General features: G+C 63.1%; 18 protein-coding genes. 11 read left to right on the top strand and 7 right to left on the bottom strand.

Translation table 11 applies throughout. From position 1 onward, the window contains the following. Window positions 1-107 precede the first annotated feature (107 nt). Complete coding sequence (locus JOE60_RS18450; protein ID WP_275588120.1) at window positions 108-779, bottom strand: DUF6318 family protein; 672 nt, start codon at window positions 777-779, stop codon at window positions 108-110. Between the two features lie 173 nt (window positions 780-952). Here JOE60_RS18450 and JOE60_RS02000 point away from each other — a divergent pair, with 173 nt between their 5' ends. The 7 genes from JOE60_RS02000 (at window position 953) to JOE60_RS02030 (ending at window position 4,482) form a co-directional block, all read left to right on the top strand. Next, window positions 953-1,450 (top strand): hypothetical protein, encoded by a 498-nt coding sequence (locus JOE60_RS02000; RefSeq protein ID WP_239528790.1) that lies wholly within the window; start codon window positions 953-955, stop codon window positions 1,448-1,450. Between the two features lie 79 nt (window positions 1,451-1,529). Next, window positions 1,530-1,976: an Asp23/Gls24 family envelope stress response protein gene (locus tag JOE60_RS02005; RefSeq protein WP_167265410.1), complete on the top strand. Its 447-nt coding sequence runs from the start codon at window positions 1,530-1,532 to the stop codon at window positions 1,974-1,976. Then, window positions 1,973-2,164: a hypothetical protein gene (locus tag JOE60_RS02010; RefSeq protein WP_167265408.1), complete on the top strand. Its 192-nt coding sequence runs from the start codon at window positions 1,973-1,975 to the stop codon at window positions 2,162-2,164. The genes JOE60_RS02005 and JOE60_RS02010 overlap by 4 nt, the downstream gene beginning before the upstream one ends. Then, window positions 2,161-2,541 carry a hypothetical protein gene (locus tag JOE60_RS02015; RefSeq protein ID WP_167265406.1) on the top strand — a complete coding sequence of 127 codons (381 nt, stop codon included), beginning with the start codon at window positions 2,161-2,163 and terminating at the stop codon, window positions 2,539-2,541. Before JOE60_RS02010 ends, JOE60_RS02015 begins: the two co-directional genes overlap by 4 nt. Further along, window positions 2,538-3,182 (top strand): DUF6286 domain-containing protein, encoded by a 645-nt coding sequence (locus JOE60_RS02020; RefSeq protein WP_167265404.1) that lies wholly within the window; start codon window positions 2,538-2,540, stop codon window positions 3,180-3,182. Before JOE60_RS02015 ends, JOE60_RS02020 begins: the two co-directional genes overlap by 4 nt. Next, window positions 3,179-3,790, top strand: a complete 612-nt coding sequence (locus tag JOE60_RS02025; protein ID WP_167265402.1) for a hypothetical protein — start codon at window positions 3,179-3,181, stop codon at window positions 3,788-3,790. Before JOE60_RS02020 ends, JOE60_RS02025 begins: the two co-directional genes overlap by 4 nt. Window positions 3,791-3,837: 47 nt before the next feature. Beyond that, window positions 3,838-4,482, top strand: coding sequence for a DNA alkylation repair protein (locus JOE60_RS02030; protein ID WP_167265746.1), 645 nt, complete (start codon window positions 3,838-3,840; stop codon window positions 4,480-4,482). Here the strand turns inward: JOE60_RS02030 and JOE60_RS02035 are convergent. Next, window positions 4,479-4,889 (bottom strand): helix-turn-helix domain-containing protein, encoded by a 411-nt coding sequence (locus JOE60_RS02035; protein ID WP_208381420.1) that lies wholly within the window; start codon window positions 4,887-4,889, stop codon window positions 4,479-4,481. The two genes, JOE60_RS02030 and JOE60_RS02035, sit on opposite strands and share 4 nt — an antisense overlap. A 241-nt stretch (window positions 4,890-5,130) precedes the next feature. Between JOE60_RS02035 and JOE60_RS02040 the strand changes: the two genes are divergently transcribed. From JOE60_RS02040 to JOE60_RS02055, 4 genes are all read left to right on the top strand, one after another. Then, complete coding sequence (locus JOE60_RS02040) at window positions 5,131-6,474, top strand: ABC transporter substrate-binding protein (RefSeq protein WP_167265398.1); 1,344 nt, start codon at window positions 5,131-5,133, stop codon at window positions 6,472-6,474. Between the two features lie 98 nt (window positions 6,475-6,572). After that, the gene (locus JOE60_RS02045) at window positions 6,573-7,538 is read left to right on the top strand and encodes a carbohydrate ABC transporter permease (protein WP_167265395.1); all 966 of its coding nucleotides are present in this window, start codon (window positions 6,573-6,575) and stop codon (window positions 7,536-7,538) included. Beyond that, complete coding sequence (locus JOE60_RS02050) at window positions 7,535-8,500, top strand: carbohydrate ABC transporter permease (protein WP_167265393.1); 966 nt, start codon at window positions 7,535-7,537, stop codon at window positions 8,498-8,500. The genes JOE60_RS02045 and JOE60_RS02050 overlap by 4 nt, the downstream gene beginning before the upstream one ends. A gap of 116 nt (window positions 8,501-8,616) precedes the next feature. Further along, on the top strand, window positions 8,617-9,684 hold the full coding sequence (locus JOE60_RS02055; protein ID WP_167265391.1) for a LacI family DNA-binding transcriptional regulator: 1,068 nt from the start codon (window positions 8,617-8,619) through the stop codon (window positions 9,682-9,684). Here JOE60_RS02055 and JOE60_RS02060 read toward each other — a convergent pair. The 5 genes from JOE60_RS02060 to JOE60_RS02080 all read right to left on the bottom strand — a co-directional run bounded on the left by JOE60_RS02060 (window position 9,681) and on the right by JOE60_RS02080 (window position 13,873). Beyond that, window positions 9,681-10,565 (bottom strand): DUF8083 family protein, encoded by an 885-nt coding sequence (locus tag JOE60_RS02060; protein ID WP_167265389.1) that lies wholly within the window; start codon window positions 10,563-10,565, stop codon window positions 9,681-9,683. The genes JOE60_RS02055 and JOE60_RS02060 overlap by 4 nt on opposite strands. A 21-nt stretch (window positions 10,566-10,586) precedes the next feature. Beyond that, the gene (locus JOE60_RS02065) at window positions 10,587-11,393 is read right to left on the bottom strand and encodes an exodeoxyribonuclease III (RefSeq protein WP_167265387.1); all 807 of its coding nucleotides are present in this window, start codon (window positions 11,391-11,393) and stop codon (window positions 10,587-10,589) included. 61 nt (window positions 11,394-11,454) lie between these two features. After that, entirely contained in the window at window positions 11,455-12,021 is a 567-nt protein-coding gene (locus JOE60_RS02070) for an HdeD family acid-resistance protein (protein ID WP_167265385.1), read from the bottom strand. 26 nt (window positions 12,022-12,047) lie between these two features. Next, a complete protein-coding gene (locus JOE60_RS02075) occupies window positions 12,048-12,674 on the bottom strand; it encodes a response regulator (RefSeq protein WP_167265383.1) in 627 nt (208 codons plus the stop codon). Beyond that, window positions 12,671-13,873: a sensor histidine kinase gene (locus JOE60_RS02080; RefSeq protein WP_167265381.1), complete on the bottom strand. Its 1,203-nt coding sequence runs from the start codon at window positions 13,871-13,873 to the stop codon at window positions 12,671-12,673. Before JOE60_RS02080 ends, JOE60_RS02075 begins: the two co-directional genes overlap by 4 nt. Window positions 13,874-13,951 lie beyond the last annotated feature (78 nt).

Below are 13,951 nucleotides of genomic sequence, written 5' to 3' on the forward strand. Positions count from 1 at the left end.
CCCATGAATCTGCTTCCGCCCACGCAGTTCCTGCCCATACCGAGGGCAAGGCGTTGACCAAGAGGACCGCCAAGATCCAAATAGCACCCAATAACAGGGCCCTGGTTCTAATTGATGAGGCCAAGCTCGTACACCTGCCATCCCGTGGACGAGTAATTCGCGAACAAGGCGAAAGCGGAGTTTGTGGCGCCTTCCGAAGGACGGCCCGTTGAGCCATCTGCGTTGAAGTACTCGACTGCCTCTTGGATTACCTGCACTTTCCCCTGTTGTTGAAGTGATCCGTCCACCCACAACAGTTCGACCGTTGGGATAGTGATTTTTCCTCCCGCTGGCCACCGTCCGGAAATGTGACTGTCACGGATTCCTTTCTCAATGCGTTTGCATGTCATGCAGGGGTTAGTAGTCAACGGCGACCAGGTAGAGAGGTCGCCTGTTTCCATGGCGTAGTTCTGGGCCGCGTACCAGTACCCGATAAATGCCTCCAGCCCCGCCTTCGAGTTCTCCTTTGCCAGCTCCGGCATCACGGGGACCGGCACGTTTTGGGCTTTCCCGTGGGCATCAGCGGGCCGGTACTCCCCGGCAGGAGAAGGGCTAGTGGCGGGCGCGGAAGCGCTGGCACTCACGGCGGGGGACGCCGTCGTCGAGCTTGTTTTTGGCACGGGGCTGCCAACTCCGGAGGTGACCTGACAGCCGGCAACAAGGACGGTGGCAAGGGCAAGGGACGCCGTCACGCCCCATGGCCGGGCGGACAAAAAAGTGGCATATGAATGGCGTGGCATGACAGGCTCCCCAGCAGCTGTTTGGCGGTGTGTCGGCCAGTCTAGGGTGGCCCGGCGACTGCATCCCAGCCCGAAAATGCCGCTTGTGGATAACCCGTCTATGGTCAGCGCTTGGGCCAGGGGGTAGTCTGTCCTCGCCAGCCCGTCACAGCACGCAAACCCATGGGGGAAACATGGTCAACAGCTCGCTTAAAACCACGCCTCGGCGCCTTCTGGGCACCATGCTCGCCATCACGGCCCTGAGCGTGAGCGCCTGCTCCGCTCCGGCGCCGACTGCTCAACCAACGCCGGCCGCCACGGTGGCTCCTGATGCGGAAGTCGGCGCCAGCTCCGAGGCAAGTGCCAGCCCCGCGGCCTCATCCGGGACCGGGGGCGTGTACGGCGAGTTCACGTCGGTCTCCGAGGCCTGCGTTTCCGTCAGCGCCACCATGCTCAGCGTGACCATCCTTCCGCTGGCGGCAATGGCCGGTGGGAAGTCGGAGGACATCGACAAGGCCAAGCAGCAGCTCTCGCAGATGCAGGGCAAAGTGCCCGAAGAATTGAAGCCGCCTTTCGAGAAGCTCCGGACCTTCACGGAATCGGCGGGCTCGGACTTCAGCAAGTACGGGGACGGCCAATTCGAGGAGCTCATGAAGCCGATCCAGGCCTGGACTGACAAGAACTGTTCCTAGCCACGGACCCGCGCTCTTCCTTGTCTCCAAAGCGTTGCAGCTAGACGCTAGGGTGGGTATCAAGAGAAGGGGAGTGCTCATGGAGGACCAGAACGTGCAGCTTGATCCCGTGCCCGGAGGAGAGATCCCCGGGACCGGCCGGACCATCATCTCGGAGACCGCTGTGGCGAAGGTGGCCGGCATTGCCGCCCGCGCAGTTCCGGGAGTCTATTCCTTGGGTTCCGGCCCCTCCCGCGCACTTGGTGCGATCCGTGACGCCGTGGGTAGCTCGGACCACGCAGCCGGTGTCCGAGCCGAGGTGGGCGAGACCCAAGTGGCTGTGGACATCACCCTTGTGGCCCTCTACGGTCACCCCTTGCACGGCATCGCCAACCAGGTGCGGGCCGCCGTGTTCCGCGCGGTTGAAGAGCTGGTGGGGCTCCAAGTGATCGAGGTCAACATCGAAATCACGGATGTTTACATTGCCCCGCCGGTGAAGGCTGCCGGCGGCAGGGCTGTGGCAGTCGAAAGGGAGGCACTCCAGTGAGCATGACCGTAACCGGAATAGCGATGGGCGCTTTCGTGGCGTTCATGTCCCTGACCTTTGGGCTCTGGGGCTTCCTGATTTCGTTCCTTTTCATGGGCATCGGCGCCCTGCTGGGCCGTGCGGCTGAAGGCAAGCTGGATCTGCGCAGCGTGCTGGATGCCATCACCGGCCGGCGCTCCTCGTCATGAGCGTGGCTGAGGCTGTGGATTCCACCACCAGCCTGGCCGGCCACAACCGGATCAGCACCCAGGCGCTGACTTCGCTGGCCCGCGCCGCGGCGGCCGAGGCGTTGGGGATCGATGCCGGCGTTGTCCGGGCTGACTGGACGGACGACGACGGCCTGCTGGCTTTGTCCATCGTGGCACCCATCAGCATTCCCGCCTTGACCGAGGTGCTCCGCGATCCGACGAGGGTCCAAGGCTTCGGCGGATCGATCTGGGACCGGGCCGTATCGGCTAAAGCCACGGTGCTGGAAACAGTGACACGGCTCAGCGGATCCCGGATCAGCAGGGTGGACATCAGAATCAGCGGGGCCCATGTGTCCGAGGGAGGGCGCGTTCAATGACGCAGGATCAGGTAACACGTCCCGGAACCGGCGACCCCAACGCAGGTGCCAGTCCCGTGGCGGGGGAGGACCCGCACATGCGCAGGATCGTGCGCAGGGAAACGCACTCGTCCAGGGCAGGTGCGGCCACGATCGCCGCCATCTTGGTGATCGTCCTCTGTGGCTATGCCCTGCTGGAAGCCGGCGTCCGTGCTGTGGGCCAGCCGCCATGGTTGGTGGATCCCAGCACGGCTGCGGATCGTATCATTGCCCTCCCCAAAGGGATAACACCGTTGTTGCTGGGGGCCAGTGGGGCAGTGGTGGCCATGGTTGGCCTGTTCTTTATTCTTCATGCTTTGTTGCCCGGCCGGCGTGCCCGGCATTTGCTGCGGGACCGCCGCACCGCTGTGGTTGTTGATGACGAGGTCCTCGCCTCCGCCCTGGCCAGGCGCGCACGGACCGCAGCCAACGTCACTCCCGAACAGGTCATGGTTGTTGTGTCCCGTCAACAGGTTCTTGTGAATGTGCGTCCGACGTCGGGCAGCCGGGTCAGCGCGGACGCTGTCCGGGCCGCTGTTGAGGCTGAATTGGAGGAGATGGCTCCTGTGCCCATGCCCGCTGTGCGGGTCAATCTTGCGTCGTCGGGGGTGGTCGGAGCGTGAACGGAACTCCCCGGGGTCTCAACCGTGTGCTGTTGTTCATCATCGGCGTGAAGCTCCTTGCCGTGGGTGTACTGCTGGTCCTGTTGGCCACTGTTCCCGCCGTTGCTGCCTGGTGGCACGGCTGGTCTGCTGATGTATGGGCCCGCACAGAGGAAGCCTTCCGCCAGACCCGCTTTCCTGGCCGGGAGGAGAGTTGGCTCTGGATTGTGGCCGGGGTGGTGCTGGTGGCCATCATCGTTGCCATGATCGCGTGGGTGTCTCAACAGGGCAAGGGGAAAGCCAATTTCCTGGTGGCCGGTGATGATGACAGCGACGTGGACGGCCAAGTACGGATTGGTGGCGGTGTTGCGGAGCAGGCCCTGAAGGCCGCACTGGCCGGAAGGAGCGATCTGGCGGGCTCGTCGGTAACCACCTTGGAGTACAAGGGAAAGCCCGGGCTGCGGGTTCGGATCCAACCCAGGCAGGGCGTGGCCCCGCACCTTCTTGCCGCGGAAGTCTCCCAATTGGTGGAGGCCATGGATCTTGTGGTGGGGCAGAAGACGCCGGTGCTGGTTCACATGGTGTCCGGGGCCAGGTCCAGGTTCACCAGGGCCGAGCGCGTCCGGTGAGTACCCCGGACACCACCCGCACGCTCAGCGCCGAAGCTGCCGGGATCATGGCTGAGCTTGCAGCTTTGGAAGATCCGCGGGCGCGGGAAATCAACCAGCGCCATGGCGACGATCACGGGGTCAACCTCAGCAAACTAAGGGCCGTGGCCAAGCGGCTGAAAACTCGGCAGGACCTGGCCGCAGAGCTTTGGAGAACCCGCGATACTGCGGCGCGATTGTTGTCGTTGCTGATCTGCAAGCCCAAGGCCTTCACCAAGGACGAGCTGGATGGCATGCTGCGGGAGGCTGTAATTCCCAAGGTTCACGATTGGCTGGTGAACTACGTCGTGAAGAAGAGCCCGCACTGTGAGGAACTTCGTAGGACGTGGTTCCCGGACCGGGACCCTGTGGTGGCAAGCGCCGGCTGGGCGCTGACGTCCGATCGCGTGGTCAAGGACCAGGAGGGCTTGGACCTGGACCACCTCCTGGACCTCATCGAGCGGGACATGCAGTGCGCCCCGGACAGGCTCCAATGGGCCATGAACCAGTGCTTGGCGCAGATAGGGATCGAGTTTTCCGAGTACCGCGCACGGGCGCTCTCCATCGGAGAACGGTTGGGCGTCCTCAAGGATTACCCCACGCCGCCCAACTGCACCTCACCCTTCGCGCCAATCTGGATCAACGAAATGGTGCGGCGTAAGTCCGGAAGCTAGCCCCTGTTGCGGTGCATCATCCGGTAGGTGAGTTCTGCCAGGAGCTCTTCGTCGGAGAGATGCGAAGCGCGGGCAATGGGTGCAATCGGCACCGCGATCCGTGGTGGTCCCTGCCGGGACTCTTCCGGGGACCTCATGTCGTCTGGCGTGATCATGTCCGGCGCGAACGTGGATTTCCCCTTCAGCACTTCGGAAACCGAACCCGGACGCCAGCCAAGGGCGTGCTCAAGTTTGCGCTGGTTGATTTCCTGAGTGCGGCGAGTGCCTGATTCCAGCGTGCGGACTGTCTTGATGGCGGTTCCCGCTTGCTTGGCGAGCTGGACTTGGCTCAAGCCTTGGGCCAGACGCTCTTCCTTGATCAATCGGCCGATGGTTTGCAGTGCTTCAAGTTCATCCACGAGCTCCATTTTTCCATAGGTAAGAGTGGGCAATCAAATCCGCGCCTTGCCAAACATCCGCAAAGCGGCCCACCGGTGGGGCTGTCGCGGGGGCGGGAATTCCCGCGGGGTACATTAGTCAGCCTGCTTTGTATCGTTGTGATTACGGTGCGTGTAAGCGCTTGCATATTTGCTTGCATCATGGCTAGTGTGAGCGTCACCACATCAATTGCGCCGCCGCATCACACGTACTCAGCGAGGAGTCTTTAGCATGAAGAAAACCAAGTACCTGCTACCGGTCGCCACGGCCGGTGTCCTGGCACTTACCATGTCGGCCTGTAGCGGAGACAACGGTGGCGGTGGATCCAACGCCGGATCCAGCGACTGCTCCGCCTACGACACCTACGGCAAGCATGACGGCAAGACGGTCTCCGTGTACTCCACGATTGTGGACACCGAGGCCACCAACCTCGAGGAATCCTGGAAGCAGTTTGAACAGTGCACCGGGATCACCATCAAGTACGAGGGCAGCAAGGAATTCGAAACCCAGATTGGCGTCCGCGCACAGTCCGGTACCGCCCCGGACGTAGCGATCTTCCCGCAGCCGGGCCTTCTGGCCACGCAGGCACGTGCAGGCTACCTCAAGCCGGCACCGAAGACTGTCTCCGATCTGGTGGACAAGAACTGGTCCCCTGACTGGAAGAAGTACGGCACGGTGGACGGCACCTACTACGGCGCTCCCATGCTGGCCAACGTCAAGGGTTACGTCTGGTACTCGCCCAAGACCTTCAAGGACAAGGGCTGGGAGATTCCCAAGACCTGGGACCAGATGATGGATCTCACCAAGAAGATCGCCGATGACAAGACCATGAAGCCCTGGTGTGCCGGATTCGAATCCGGCGAGGCCACGGGCTGGCCGGGCACGGACTGGATTGAAGATGCCATCCTCCGCGAGCACGGCCCCGAGGTCTATGATCAGTGGGTCAACCACAAGATCCCGTTCAACGACCCCAAGATCGTCCAGAGCTTCAACAAGGTTGGCGACATCCTCCTCAACGCGGACTACGTCAACGGTGGCTTCGGTGATCCCCGCTCCATCCTGAGCACCGCGTTCGCCCAGGCCGGTCAGCCGGTACTTGACGGCCAGTGCGCCATGCACCACCAGGCATCCTTCCAGGCCTCCAACTGGCCTGCCGGCACCAACGTTGCTGAAGACGGCGATGTTTGGGCCTTCATGACTCCTCCGGTTGATGAGTCCAAGGGCACCGCCATCACCGGTGGCGGCGAGACCGTGGGTGCTTACAAGGACACCCCCGAGGTCCAGGCATACCTGGCGTTCATGGCAAGTGCTGACTTCGCCAACAACCGCGTCAAGCTCGGTGGCGCCATCAGCGCCAACAAGGGCCTTGACCCGAACAACGCCCAGTCCGCACTGGACAAGCAGTCCATCAAGCTCCTTCAGGACCCCAACACGGTCTTCCGCTTTGACGGCTCGGACCTGATGCCCAGCGCAGTTGGTTCCAACTCGTTCTGGAAGGGCATTGTTTCCTGGATCAACGGCAGCTCCGCCCAGCAGGTAACTGACAGCATCGAGGCCAGCTGGCCTAAGAGCTAGCGTCAAAAAGCGCTGCCTCCCCCTGCCCGCTTGAAGGGGCTGGGGAGGCAGCGCTTTTCCCGGAACTCAGTGATTCACTCACGCCCCGGAGGTTGGGTATGGACTTTATCGGAGGAAAACTCCTTCAAGTAGTGATAGCGCTCGCGATCTTCGCGGCCGTTATCGGCATCATCATGTTGGTGGTGGACAGGGCACCGAAATCGGTCAAGGACAAGGTCACCGTGGCCGGCTTCCTTGCCCCGGCCGGCATCCTGATGCTCGTGGGGCTGGTGTATCCCGCGGTGCGCACATCAATGCTGGCCTTCACGGACGCCAGCGGCAACGGCAACGGATTCGACAACTTCGTGTGGATGTTCACGCAGCCCGAAGCTCTGACCACGCTGCGCAACACCGTTATCTGGACCGTTCTGGTCCCACTGCTTTCAACAAGTTTTGGTTTGGCATACGCGGTATTCATCGACAAAGCCCGCGGTGAGAAGGTTCTGAAGTCCTTGGTGTTCATGCCAATGGCCATCTCCTTCGTTGGTGCAGGCATCATCTGGAAGCTTGTTTACGATTACCGCGGTCCCAACATCGAGCAGACAGGCGTCATCAACTTCTTCCGCGACGCCCTGGGGCTGGACCCCAAGCAGTTCCTGCTGGACGCCCCGGAAAACACGATCTTCCTGATCATCGTGATGGTCTGGATCCAGACCGGTTTTGCCATGGTGATCCTCTCCGCGGCCATCAAGGGCGTACCGGTTGAGCTCATCGAGGCAGCACGCCTGGACGGCGCCAACGCCTGGCAGCAGTTCCGCAACGTCACTGTTCCGGGCATCCGCGGAGCCCTGGTGGTGGTCCTGACAACCATCACCATCGCCACGCTGAAGGTCTTCGACATTGTCCGCACCATGACGGCCGGCAACTACGACACGTCAGTGGTTGCCAATGAAATGTACACGCAGGCGTTCCGTGCCGGGGAGCCCGGCCGCGGTGCTGCGCTGGCATTGGTCCTGTTCCTGATGGTCCTGCCGATTGTTGTGTACAACGCTCGAGTCCTTCGTAAGCAAAGGGAGATCCATTGACAGCCACGCCAGCCCCGAAAGAGGCCGCAAAGGCCGCACCACGGCAGCGTCCTGGATCCGATCCCACGGAGGACGCCCAGCCGATCATGCGGCGCGTCAAGACCAAGCTCACTTCCAAGTGGGCAACAGCGGCAGCGATCATCATCGCCGTCGTATGGTCTGTCCCGACGTTCGGCCTCTTCGTTACCTCGTTCCGTCCCGCTCCCAAGCAGGTGGGCCCGCGCTCCAACGGTTGGTGGAACGCGTTTACTGACTGGGACTTCACGCTCAAGAACTACGCGGACGTCCTCACCCCGGCCGGCTCCCAGTCAGCCAACCTGTCCCAGTACTTCGTCAACTCGATCGCGATCGTCATTCCCGTCACCATCTTTGTCCTGGTGCTGGCATCCATGGCTGCCTACGTGTTCGCCTGGGGCAAGTTCAAGGGCCGTGACGCTCTCTTCATTTTCGTCTTTGCCCTGCAGATCATTCCGCTCCAAATGGCACTGATCCCGCTCCTGCAGTTCTTCACGCAGACCCTGCACCTTCCCGCAGGTTCCTACGCTCAACTGTGGATAGCCCACACCATGTTCGGCCTCCCGCTGGGCATCTTCCTCCTTCACAACTTCATCTCCGAAATTCCCGGTGAAGTGATTGAGGCAGCTCGTGTGGACGGCGCCGGGCACAGCACCATTTTCTGGCGGATCATCCTGCCGTTGTCCGTCCCGGCCCTGGCGTCGCTGGCCATCTTCCAGTTCCTGTGGGTCTGGAACGATCTGCTGGTGGCACTGGTGTTCTCCGGCGGTACAGCGGACGTGGCCCCGATTACCCAGCGGTTGGCGGAAATCTCAGGTACCCGTGGTGCCAGGGACTACCTGAACCCGGCTGCGGCGTTCGTGTCCATCATCATTCCGTTGCTGGTGTTCTTTGGCCTGCAGCGGTACTTCGTCCGTGGCCTCCTGTCAGGTGGCCTCAAGGGATGATCTCCGCAGCTCCGGTTGCGTGGCGCGTTACGTCGCCACGTAACCGGAGTGATCGGCGCGGAACTGTTCGTAGTTAAGGTGTATTCGGAACAATGGCGGCCGGAGAGGGGGAGCCTGTGTCACCCACAACGGGTAGGTCCCAACGCGGCGGCCATACCGGCGTCAGCATTGAGGACGTTGCTGCGGCAGCAGGTGTCTCCACGGCAACTGTTTCCCGCGCCGTCCGGGGCCTGCCCCGCGTGTCTCCTGCAACAAGGGAAAAGATCCTGGAAGTGGCCGGCTCCCTGGGCTATGTGGCGTCTTCTTCGGCCTCCGGCCTGGCGACGGGTCGTACCCGGACCATCGGAGTGCTTGCCCCCTTTGTGAGCCGCTGGTTCTTCTCCAAGGCGATCGAAGGCGCGGACAGGGAGCTCCATTCCCGCAAATACAATCTTTCGCTTTTCAATCTGGGCGGCCACGGCAGCAACCGTGAGCGGCTCTTCAGTTCCACCATGGTCTACAAACAGATCGACGCCCTCCTGGTGCTGTGTATGTCCCTCACAGAGGAAGAGCTGGAACACCTCCACAAGCTGGATATCCCACTGGTTGTTGTTGGCGGGCATGTTGAAGATTGTGCCTACATTGGCATTAACGATTACGACGCAGCGTCCACCGCCGTGCGGCACCTGCTGGACTTGGGACACACGGACATCGCCCTGCTCCACGGGGATGACGAGACAGATTTGAACTTCGATGTTCCCCGTGTCCGCATCCGCGCCTTCCAGGAAGTCATGACCGACGCCGGACTCCAGGTCCGCCCGGAATGGGACCAATGGGGGGACTTCACTGTTCTGAGCGGCCAGCAGGCGTTCAATCGGTTGTGGAGCATTCCCGGCCGGAAACCAACGGCCATCTTCTGCTCATCGGACGAGATGGCCATGGGCGTCATTTTCGAAGCGGGCCGGAATGGGGTGCGTGTTCCGGAGGATCTCTCCGTGATCGGGATCGACGATCACGATTTCTCCGCAGCTTTGGGCCTCACCACCGTTGGACAACGGCCCGACAACCAAGCGGAACTGGCCACCAAGATGCTGTTGGACGAGCTCGATGGCAACCCGGGCGCCGTTCACTCCGAGGTTGCACCGCACCAGCTCATCCTCCGTGAAACCACGGCCCCGCCCGGAACAACTGCCAAAAACCGCTAGGAAGCCCTGGCCAACTGCCTGATGGGAATCCAGCGTGAAGCAAGCCGCCTGTAGGCCGCCGCTGCTCCGGTCATGTCGCCCTCGGCCAGGCACTCAATTCCGAGCCTCACATCCAAGGGCGAATCGTCCGGATACACCTTGTCCGCCACGGCGCCGTAGTCCAGCTCCACCATGGACTGGGCGTGGAACAACTCCAGCCATTCCGTGAGCTGGGTCAAATCATCCAGCATGTCCAGGTCCGGCGCAGCCAGGGCCAGGTGGGCCACCGCGAAGCGGGCCCGCTCCAGGGCTTCCGATACCGGCGTCCACACACGTACGGTCTGGATCCGCCCCTCGGCCTCCACCACATCTTTGCGGTCCGACTCGGCAAAGAGCGAGAACCAGCTGAATGGGATGCCCCAGGTGGACGCCCGGGTGTGCACGCGCTTGGTGTCCTTGCCCGCGTTGATGCGGTCTATCCGCAATTGGTGCTTGTCCCTCTGCGTTACCGGAATGAGGAGATCGGCCAAGGGACTGTGCACGCCCTCCATCAGTGCGTTGGCCGCCAAGCCGGCCCGAACCACCAGTTGGCTGGGGCAGTACAGCAAGCGCCCGGCGTCGTCCCCGTCTTTATCAGGCACAGCGTGGCGGCCCGCCGGAACCCGGGTGATACGGACCAGGTCCGTGCGGCCGGTGGGGAAAGGGTCCCCGCCGGGCCGCGTGATGCGGCCCAGCGAGGCTTGGAGCTCGGCATTCTCGACGGCGGCCCTGGTGCTTGCGTCGCTGCCGTCCGCCGTGAGTTGGCGCTGCTGTTCCGGCGGGAAGGCTTCCAAGGGTTCGTAAACGCGCAACGATGATGAGAAGGGCAGCCCTGCCTGGCCCCGGTACAGGTTTCCGGTCATGTCCTGCCCTTTCGTCGGTGGTTAGTCTGAGAGCTCCACGATCACTGGTGCGTGGTCCGAGGCACCTTTGCCCTTGCGTTCCTCGCGGTCGATGGAGGCACCGGTGACGCGTGCGGCCAACGACGGGGAAGCCAGGCAGAAATCGATGCGCATGCCTTCCTTCTTGGGGAACCGGAGCTGCGTGTAGTCCCAGTAGGTGTAGACGCCGGGGCCGGGGGTGTAAGCCCGTGCGACGTCGGTGAAGCCCGCCGATTCGAAGGCATGGAAGGCTGCGCGTTCCGGTTCGCTGACGTGGGTGAGGTTGTTGTCGCGGAAGAGATCGATATCCCAGACATCGTCGTCAAAAGGAGCGATGTTCCAGTCGCCCATCAGTGCGATCTGGGCCTCCGGGTCGGAGGCGACCCACTGGGCGGCGTGGCCCCGGAGGACCTCCAGCCATTTGATCTTGTACGGCATGTGCTCGTCGTCCAGGGAGCGGCCGTTGGGAACGTAGAGGCTCCAGACGCGCACACCCCCGCACGTTGCGGCGATGGCGCGGGCTTCCTGGGCGGGATCCTTCCCGGCTTTGCCGAAGGCGGGCTGGTCCGGGAATGTACGCTCCACATCTTCCAGGCCAACGCGGGAGGCAATGGCCACACCGTTCCACTGGTTGACGCCGAAGTGGGCGACCTCGTAGCCCATGCGCTCAAAGAGCTCCCACGGAAAGTTCTCATCCTTGCATTTGGTTTCCTGGATGGCCAGGACATCGCAGTCGCTGCGCTCGAGCCAGGCTTCCACCCGGTCGGCGCGGGCACGGAGGGAGTTCACGTTCCAAGTAGCTATCTTCACAGCCACTAACTTACCGAACTTGGCGCCCGGCGCACCCCCTGGCCGGCAGGCCTGTGGGTTCTCAGCGTCCGTACAACGGTTGTGCGTGGGCCAGCCGCCGCAAGCCGATCCCCGAGGCAATCAGCAACACCCCGGTCACCATGGCGAAGCAGGCCAACATGGTGACAAGGCCCAGGAAGCCCAGACCGGGGTTTACCAGCACCGCAATCCCGAACACCGTTGTGACCAGCCCGATCAGCAACCAGACACCCCAGCTGCGGACAAAATTGCGGGCGGCCAGTGCCAGGACGATCTGCGAAATCCCCAGGACCAGGGCCCACAAACCGATGAGGACGCCGATCGCAGCTGCTGTGATCCCCGGCCACGCGATTGCCAGGATGCCGGCCGCAATGGAGATGAAGCCCCCTGCCACAATCCACTGTGAGCGGCCGGCGGGATCGTAGAAATAGTGCGCCACGCTGGTAATGCCGTCCACCACCGCGAAGACGCCGAACATCACCACCACCACGAAGACAGTGGCGCTGGGCAAAGCCAGGATGAGCAGGCCAAAGACGATTGCCAGGACGCCCCGCACCAGCAACGCAGTGCCGGGGGTTTTGAACATTCTGCGATCCGCTGTGTCCACCATAGGGTCAGCGTAGCCACCGCCGCCGCTTACCGCATCCCCTCACGCCGGATGGCTGTTGCTATGGCGGCGGCACGTGTTTCCACGCCCAGTTTCGCGTAAATGTGGGCCAGATGCGTTTTGACGGTGGCTTCGGAGATGAACAAGCGCTTGCCCAGGTCCCGGTTGGACAGGCCTTCCGTCAGCAGGCTCAACAGCTCGGCCTCCCTGGGCGTGAGGATGTCGTCAGGATTGCGCAGCTGCTGGAAAAGCCTCGAGGCAACGGGTGCGCTCATGACGCTCCTGCCCTCCACAGCCCCTCGGACGGCCGCGAAAATCTCCTCCGGGGCCGCGTCCTTCAACAAGTAGCCCATGGCGCCGGCATCCACGGCCCGGACAATATCGGCGTCCGAGTCGTAGGTGGTGAACACAATGACAGCTTGCCGCGGCTTCCATTGACGCAGTTGTTTGATGGCCTCAATCCCGTCCATTCCGGCGCCCATGGCCAGATCCATCAGCACCACGGCCGGCTCCAGCTGCCGGACAACTGCCAGCGCTTCCTCGCCTGAGGATGCTTCCCCGACGACGGCGATGTCCGGTTGGGTGCCCAGCAGCGCCTTCAATCCACTCCGGACAACCGTGTGGTCGTCCACCAACAGGACGGAAATGGTGGTCATTGATTCTCCTTGATGGCAGGTCCAGCAGCTTCGTGGGCTGCAACCCCGGTGGGGATTTGGGCTGCGATGATGGTCCCGTCACCCGGCGCGCTCTCCACCCACAACGTTCCACCTAGCTGTTCCACCCGTTGCCGCATGGCCCGGATACCGTACCCTCCTGCGGCCGACGGCGGAGGTACCGTTCCGGGATCAAAGCCGCGGCCGTCGTCGAACACGTCCAGGGTGACCGCCTCCGGGAGGTAGCTGAGGGTGACGCTGGCGTGGTTGGCCTGGGCATGGAGGGCGATGTTGGCGGCGGCGCTTTGGGTCACACGGAGCAGGGTGTGCCGCACTTCCGGAGGGAGCGGCTGAACGTCACCCGTCACCTGGATCCTGATCGAATCCACGTATTGCCGGGCTGCCTGCTCCAGGGCTTCCGGCAAGGGGCCGGATTCCAGCCCGGGGGAGGAGAGCTCGTGGACCAGGCTCCGGGTATCGGCGAGGTTCCTGCGCAACAGCCCGGTGGCCTGTTGGACATCACGGTGCGCGGCCCCGGCCGGCCAGGACCGTTGGGCGGCTTCGAGCAGGAGCAGGCTGCTGGCCAGCCCCTGGGTGACTGTGTCGTGGATTTCCCGGGAGACGCGCTCGCGTTCGGCGGCGGTTCCGGCAGCACGTTCCACGGCGGCAAGTTGCTCCTGAGCCTGGGTAACATCGTGCAACAACCCGCGCTGAACCTCGGCGTCCCGCTCGATCTTCTGGTACATCACCATCAGCAGGGCACCGGCCGCCAGCGGGCCCAGCAGCATGGATACATCCGTCCAGCCGCTCATCCGGAAGAGTCCCACCGCGGTGGCGGCCGCCGTCGTGCTTCCCGCCAGGTACCCAACCCAGCCGCGGAAGGCCGTGCGTGCCAGGAAGAAGATGGCGAAGGAGCACCAGGCGAAGCTGGGGGCCACGATCACCAGCACCGCCCACGCAGCCACCAAGGCAAGCATCCATGGATGAATGCTGCCGGGCCGCCGGGATGCCCGGGCCAGAACTGCGGTCACCGCGTACAGCGCGCAGACCGCGGCGGCCAGTGCCACCGTCCACAGGTTGTCCGCCGGGGAATGCCGCATCACGTAGCGGACCGCGGAGGAGACCATCAGGACCGCGAATCCCACGTGCACCACATGGTCGATCCGGACAGTGGCCGTGGGCCGTGCGGGGGCGGTGGGCATGTGTGGCTCCGGGATTCAGTCCGTGGGTGGCGTCCTTTCCATGCTAGGTCCCGCAGGCCGCCGGGTCTCTCCACCTTT

Source organism: Paenarthrobacter ilicis, assembly GCF_016907545.1.
Taxonomy (GTDB): domain Bacteria; phylum Actinomycetota; class Actinomycetes; order Actinomycetales; family Micrococcaceae; genus Arthrobacter; species Arthrobacter ilicis.

What these genes read in the sequence shown, in the direction of transcription:
- JOE60_RS18450 (WP_275588120.1), bottom strand. Translation starts at nt 779, where the DNA reads ATGCCACGCCATTCATATGCCACTTTTTTGTCCGCCCGGCCATGGGGC.
- JOE60_RS02000 (WP_239528790.1), top strand. Translation starts at nt 953, where the DNA reads ATGGTCAACAGCTCGCTTAAAACCACGCCTCGGCGCCTTCTGGGCACC.
- JOE60_RS02005 (WP_167265410.1), top strand. Translation starts at nt 1,530, where the DNA reads ATGGAGGACCAGAACGTGCAGCTTGATCCCGTGCCCGGAGGAGAGATC.
- JOE60_RS02015 (WP_167265406.1), top strand. Translation starts at nt 2,161, where the DNA reads ATGAGCGTGGCTGAGGCTGTGGATTCCACCACCAGCCTGGCCGGCCAC.
- JOE60_RS02020 (WP_167265404.1), top strand. Translation starts at nt 2,538, where the DNA reads ATGACGCAGGATCAGGTAACACGTCCCGGAACCGGCGACCCCAACGCA.
- JOE60_RS02030 (WP_167265746.1), top strand. Translation starts at nt 3,838, where the DNA reads ATGGCTGAGCTTGCAGCTTTGGAAGATCCGCGGGCGCGGGAAATCAAC.
- JOE60_RS02035 (WP_208381420.1), bottom strand. Translation starts at nt 4,889, where the DNA reads ATGGAGCTCGTGGATGAACTTGAAGCACTGCAAACCATCGGCCGATTG.
- JOE60_RS02040 (WP_167265398.1), top strand. Translation starts at nt 5,131, where the DNA reads ATGAAGAAAACCAAGTACCTGCTACCGGTCGCCACGGCCGGTGTCCTG.
- JOE60_RS02045 (WP_167265395.1), top strand. Translation starts at nt 6,573, where the DNA reads ATGGACTTTATCGGAGGAAAACTCCTTCAAGTAGTGATAGCGCTCGCG.
- JOE60_RS02060 (WP_167265389.1), bottom strand. Translation starts at nt 10,565, where the DNA reads ATGACCGGAAACCTGTACCGGGGCCAGGCAGGGCTGCCCTTCTCATCA.
- JOE60_RS02070 (WP_167265385.1), bottom strand. Translation starts at nt 12,021, where the DNA reads ATGGTGGACACAGCGGATCGCAGAATGTTCAAAACCCCCGGCACTGCG.
- JOE60_RS02075 (WP_167265383.1), bottom strand. Translation starts at nt 12,674, where the DNA reads ATGACCACCATTTCCGTCCTGTTGGTGGACGACCACACGGTTGTCCGG.
- JOE60_RS02080 (WP_167265381.1), bottom strand. Translation starts at nt 13,873, where the DNA reads ATGCCCACCGCCCCCGCACGGCCCACGGCCACTGTCCGGATCGACCAT.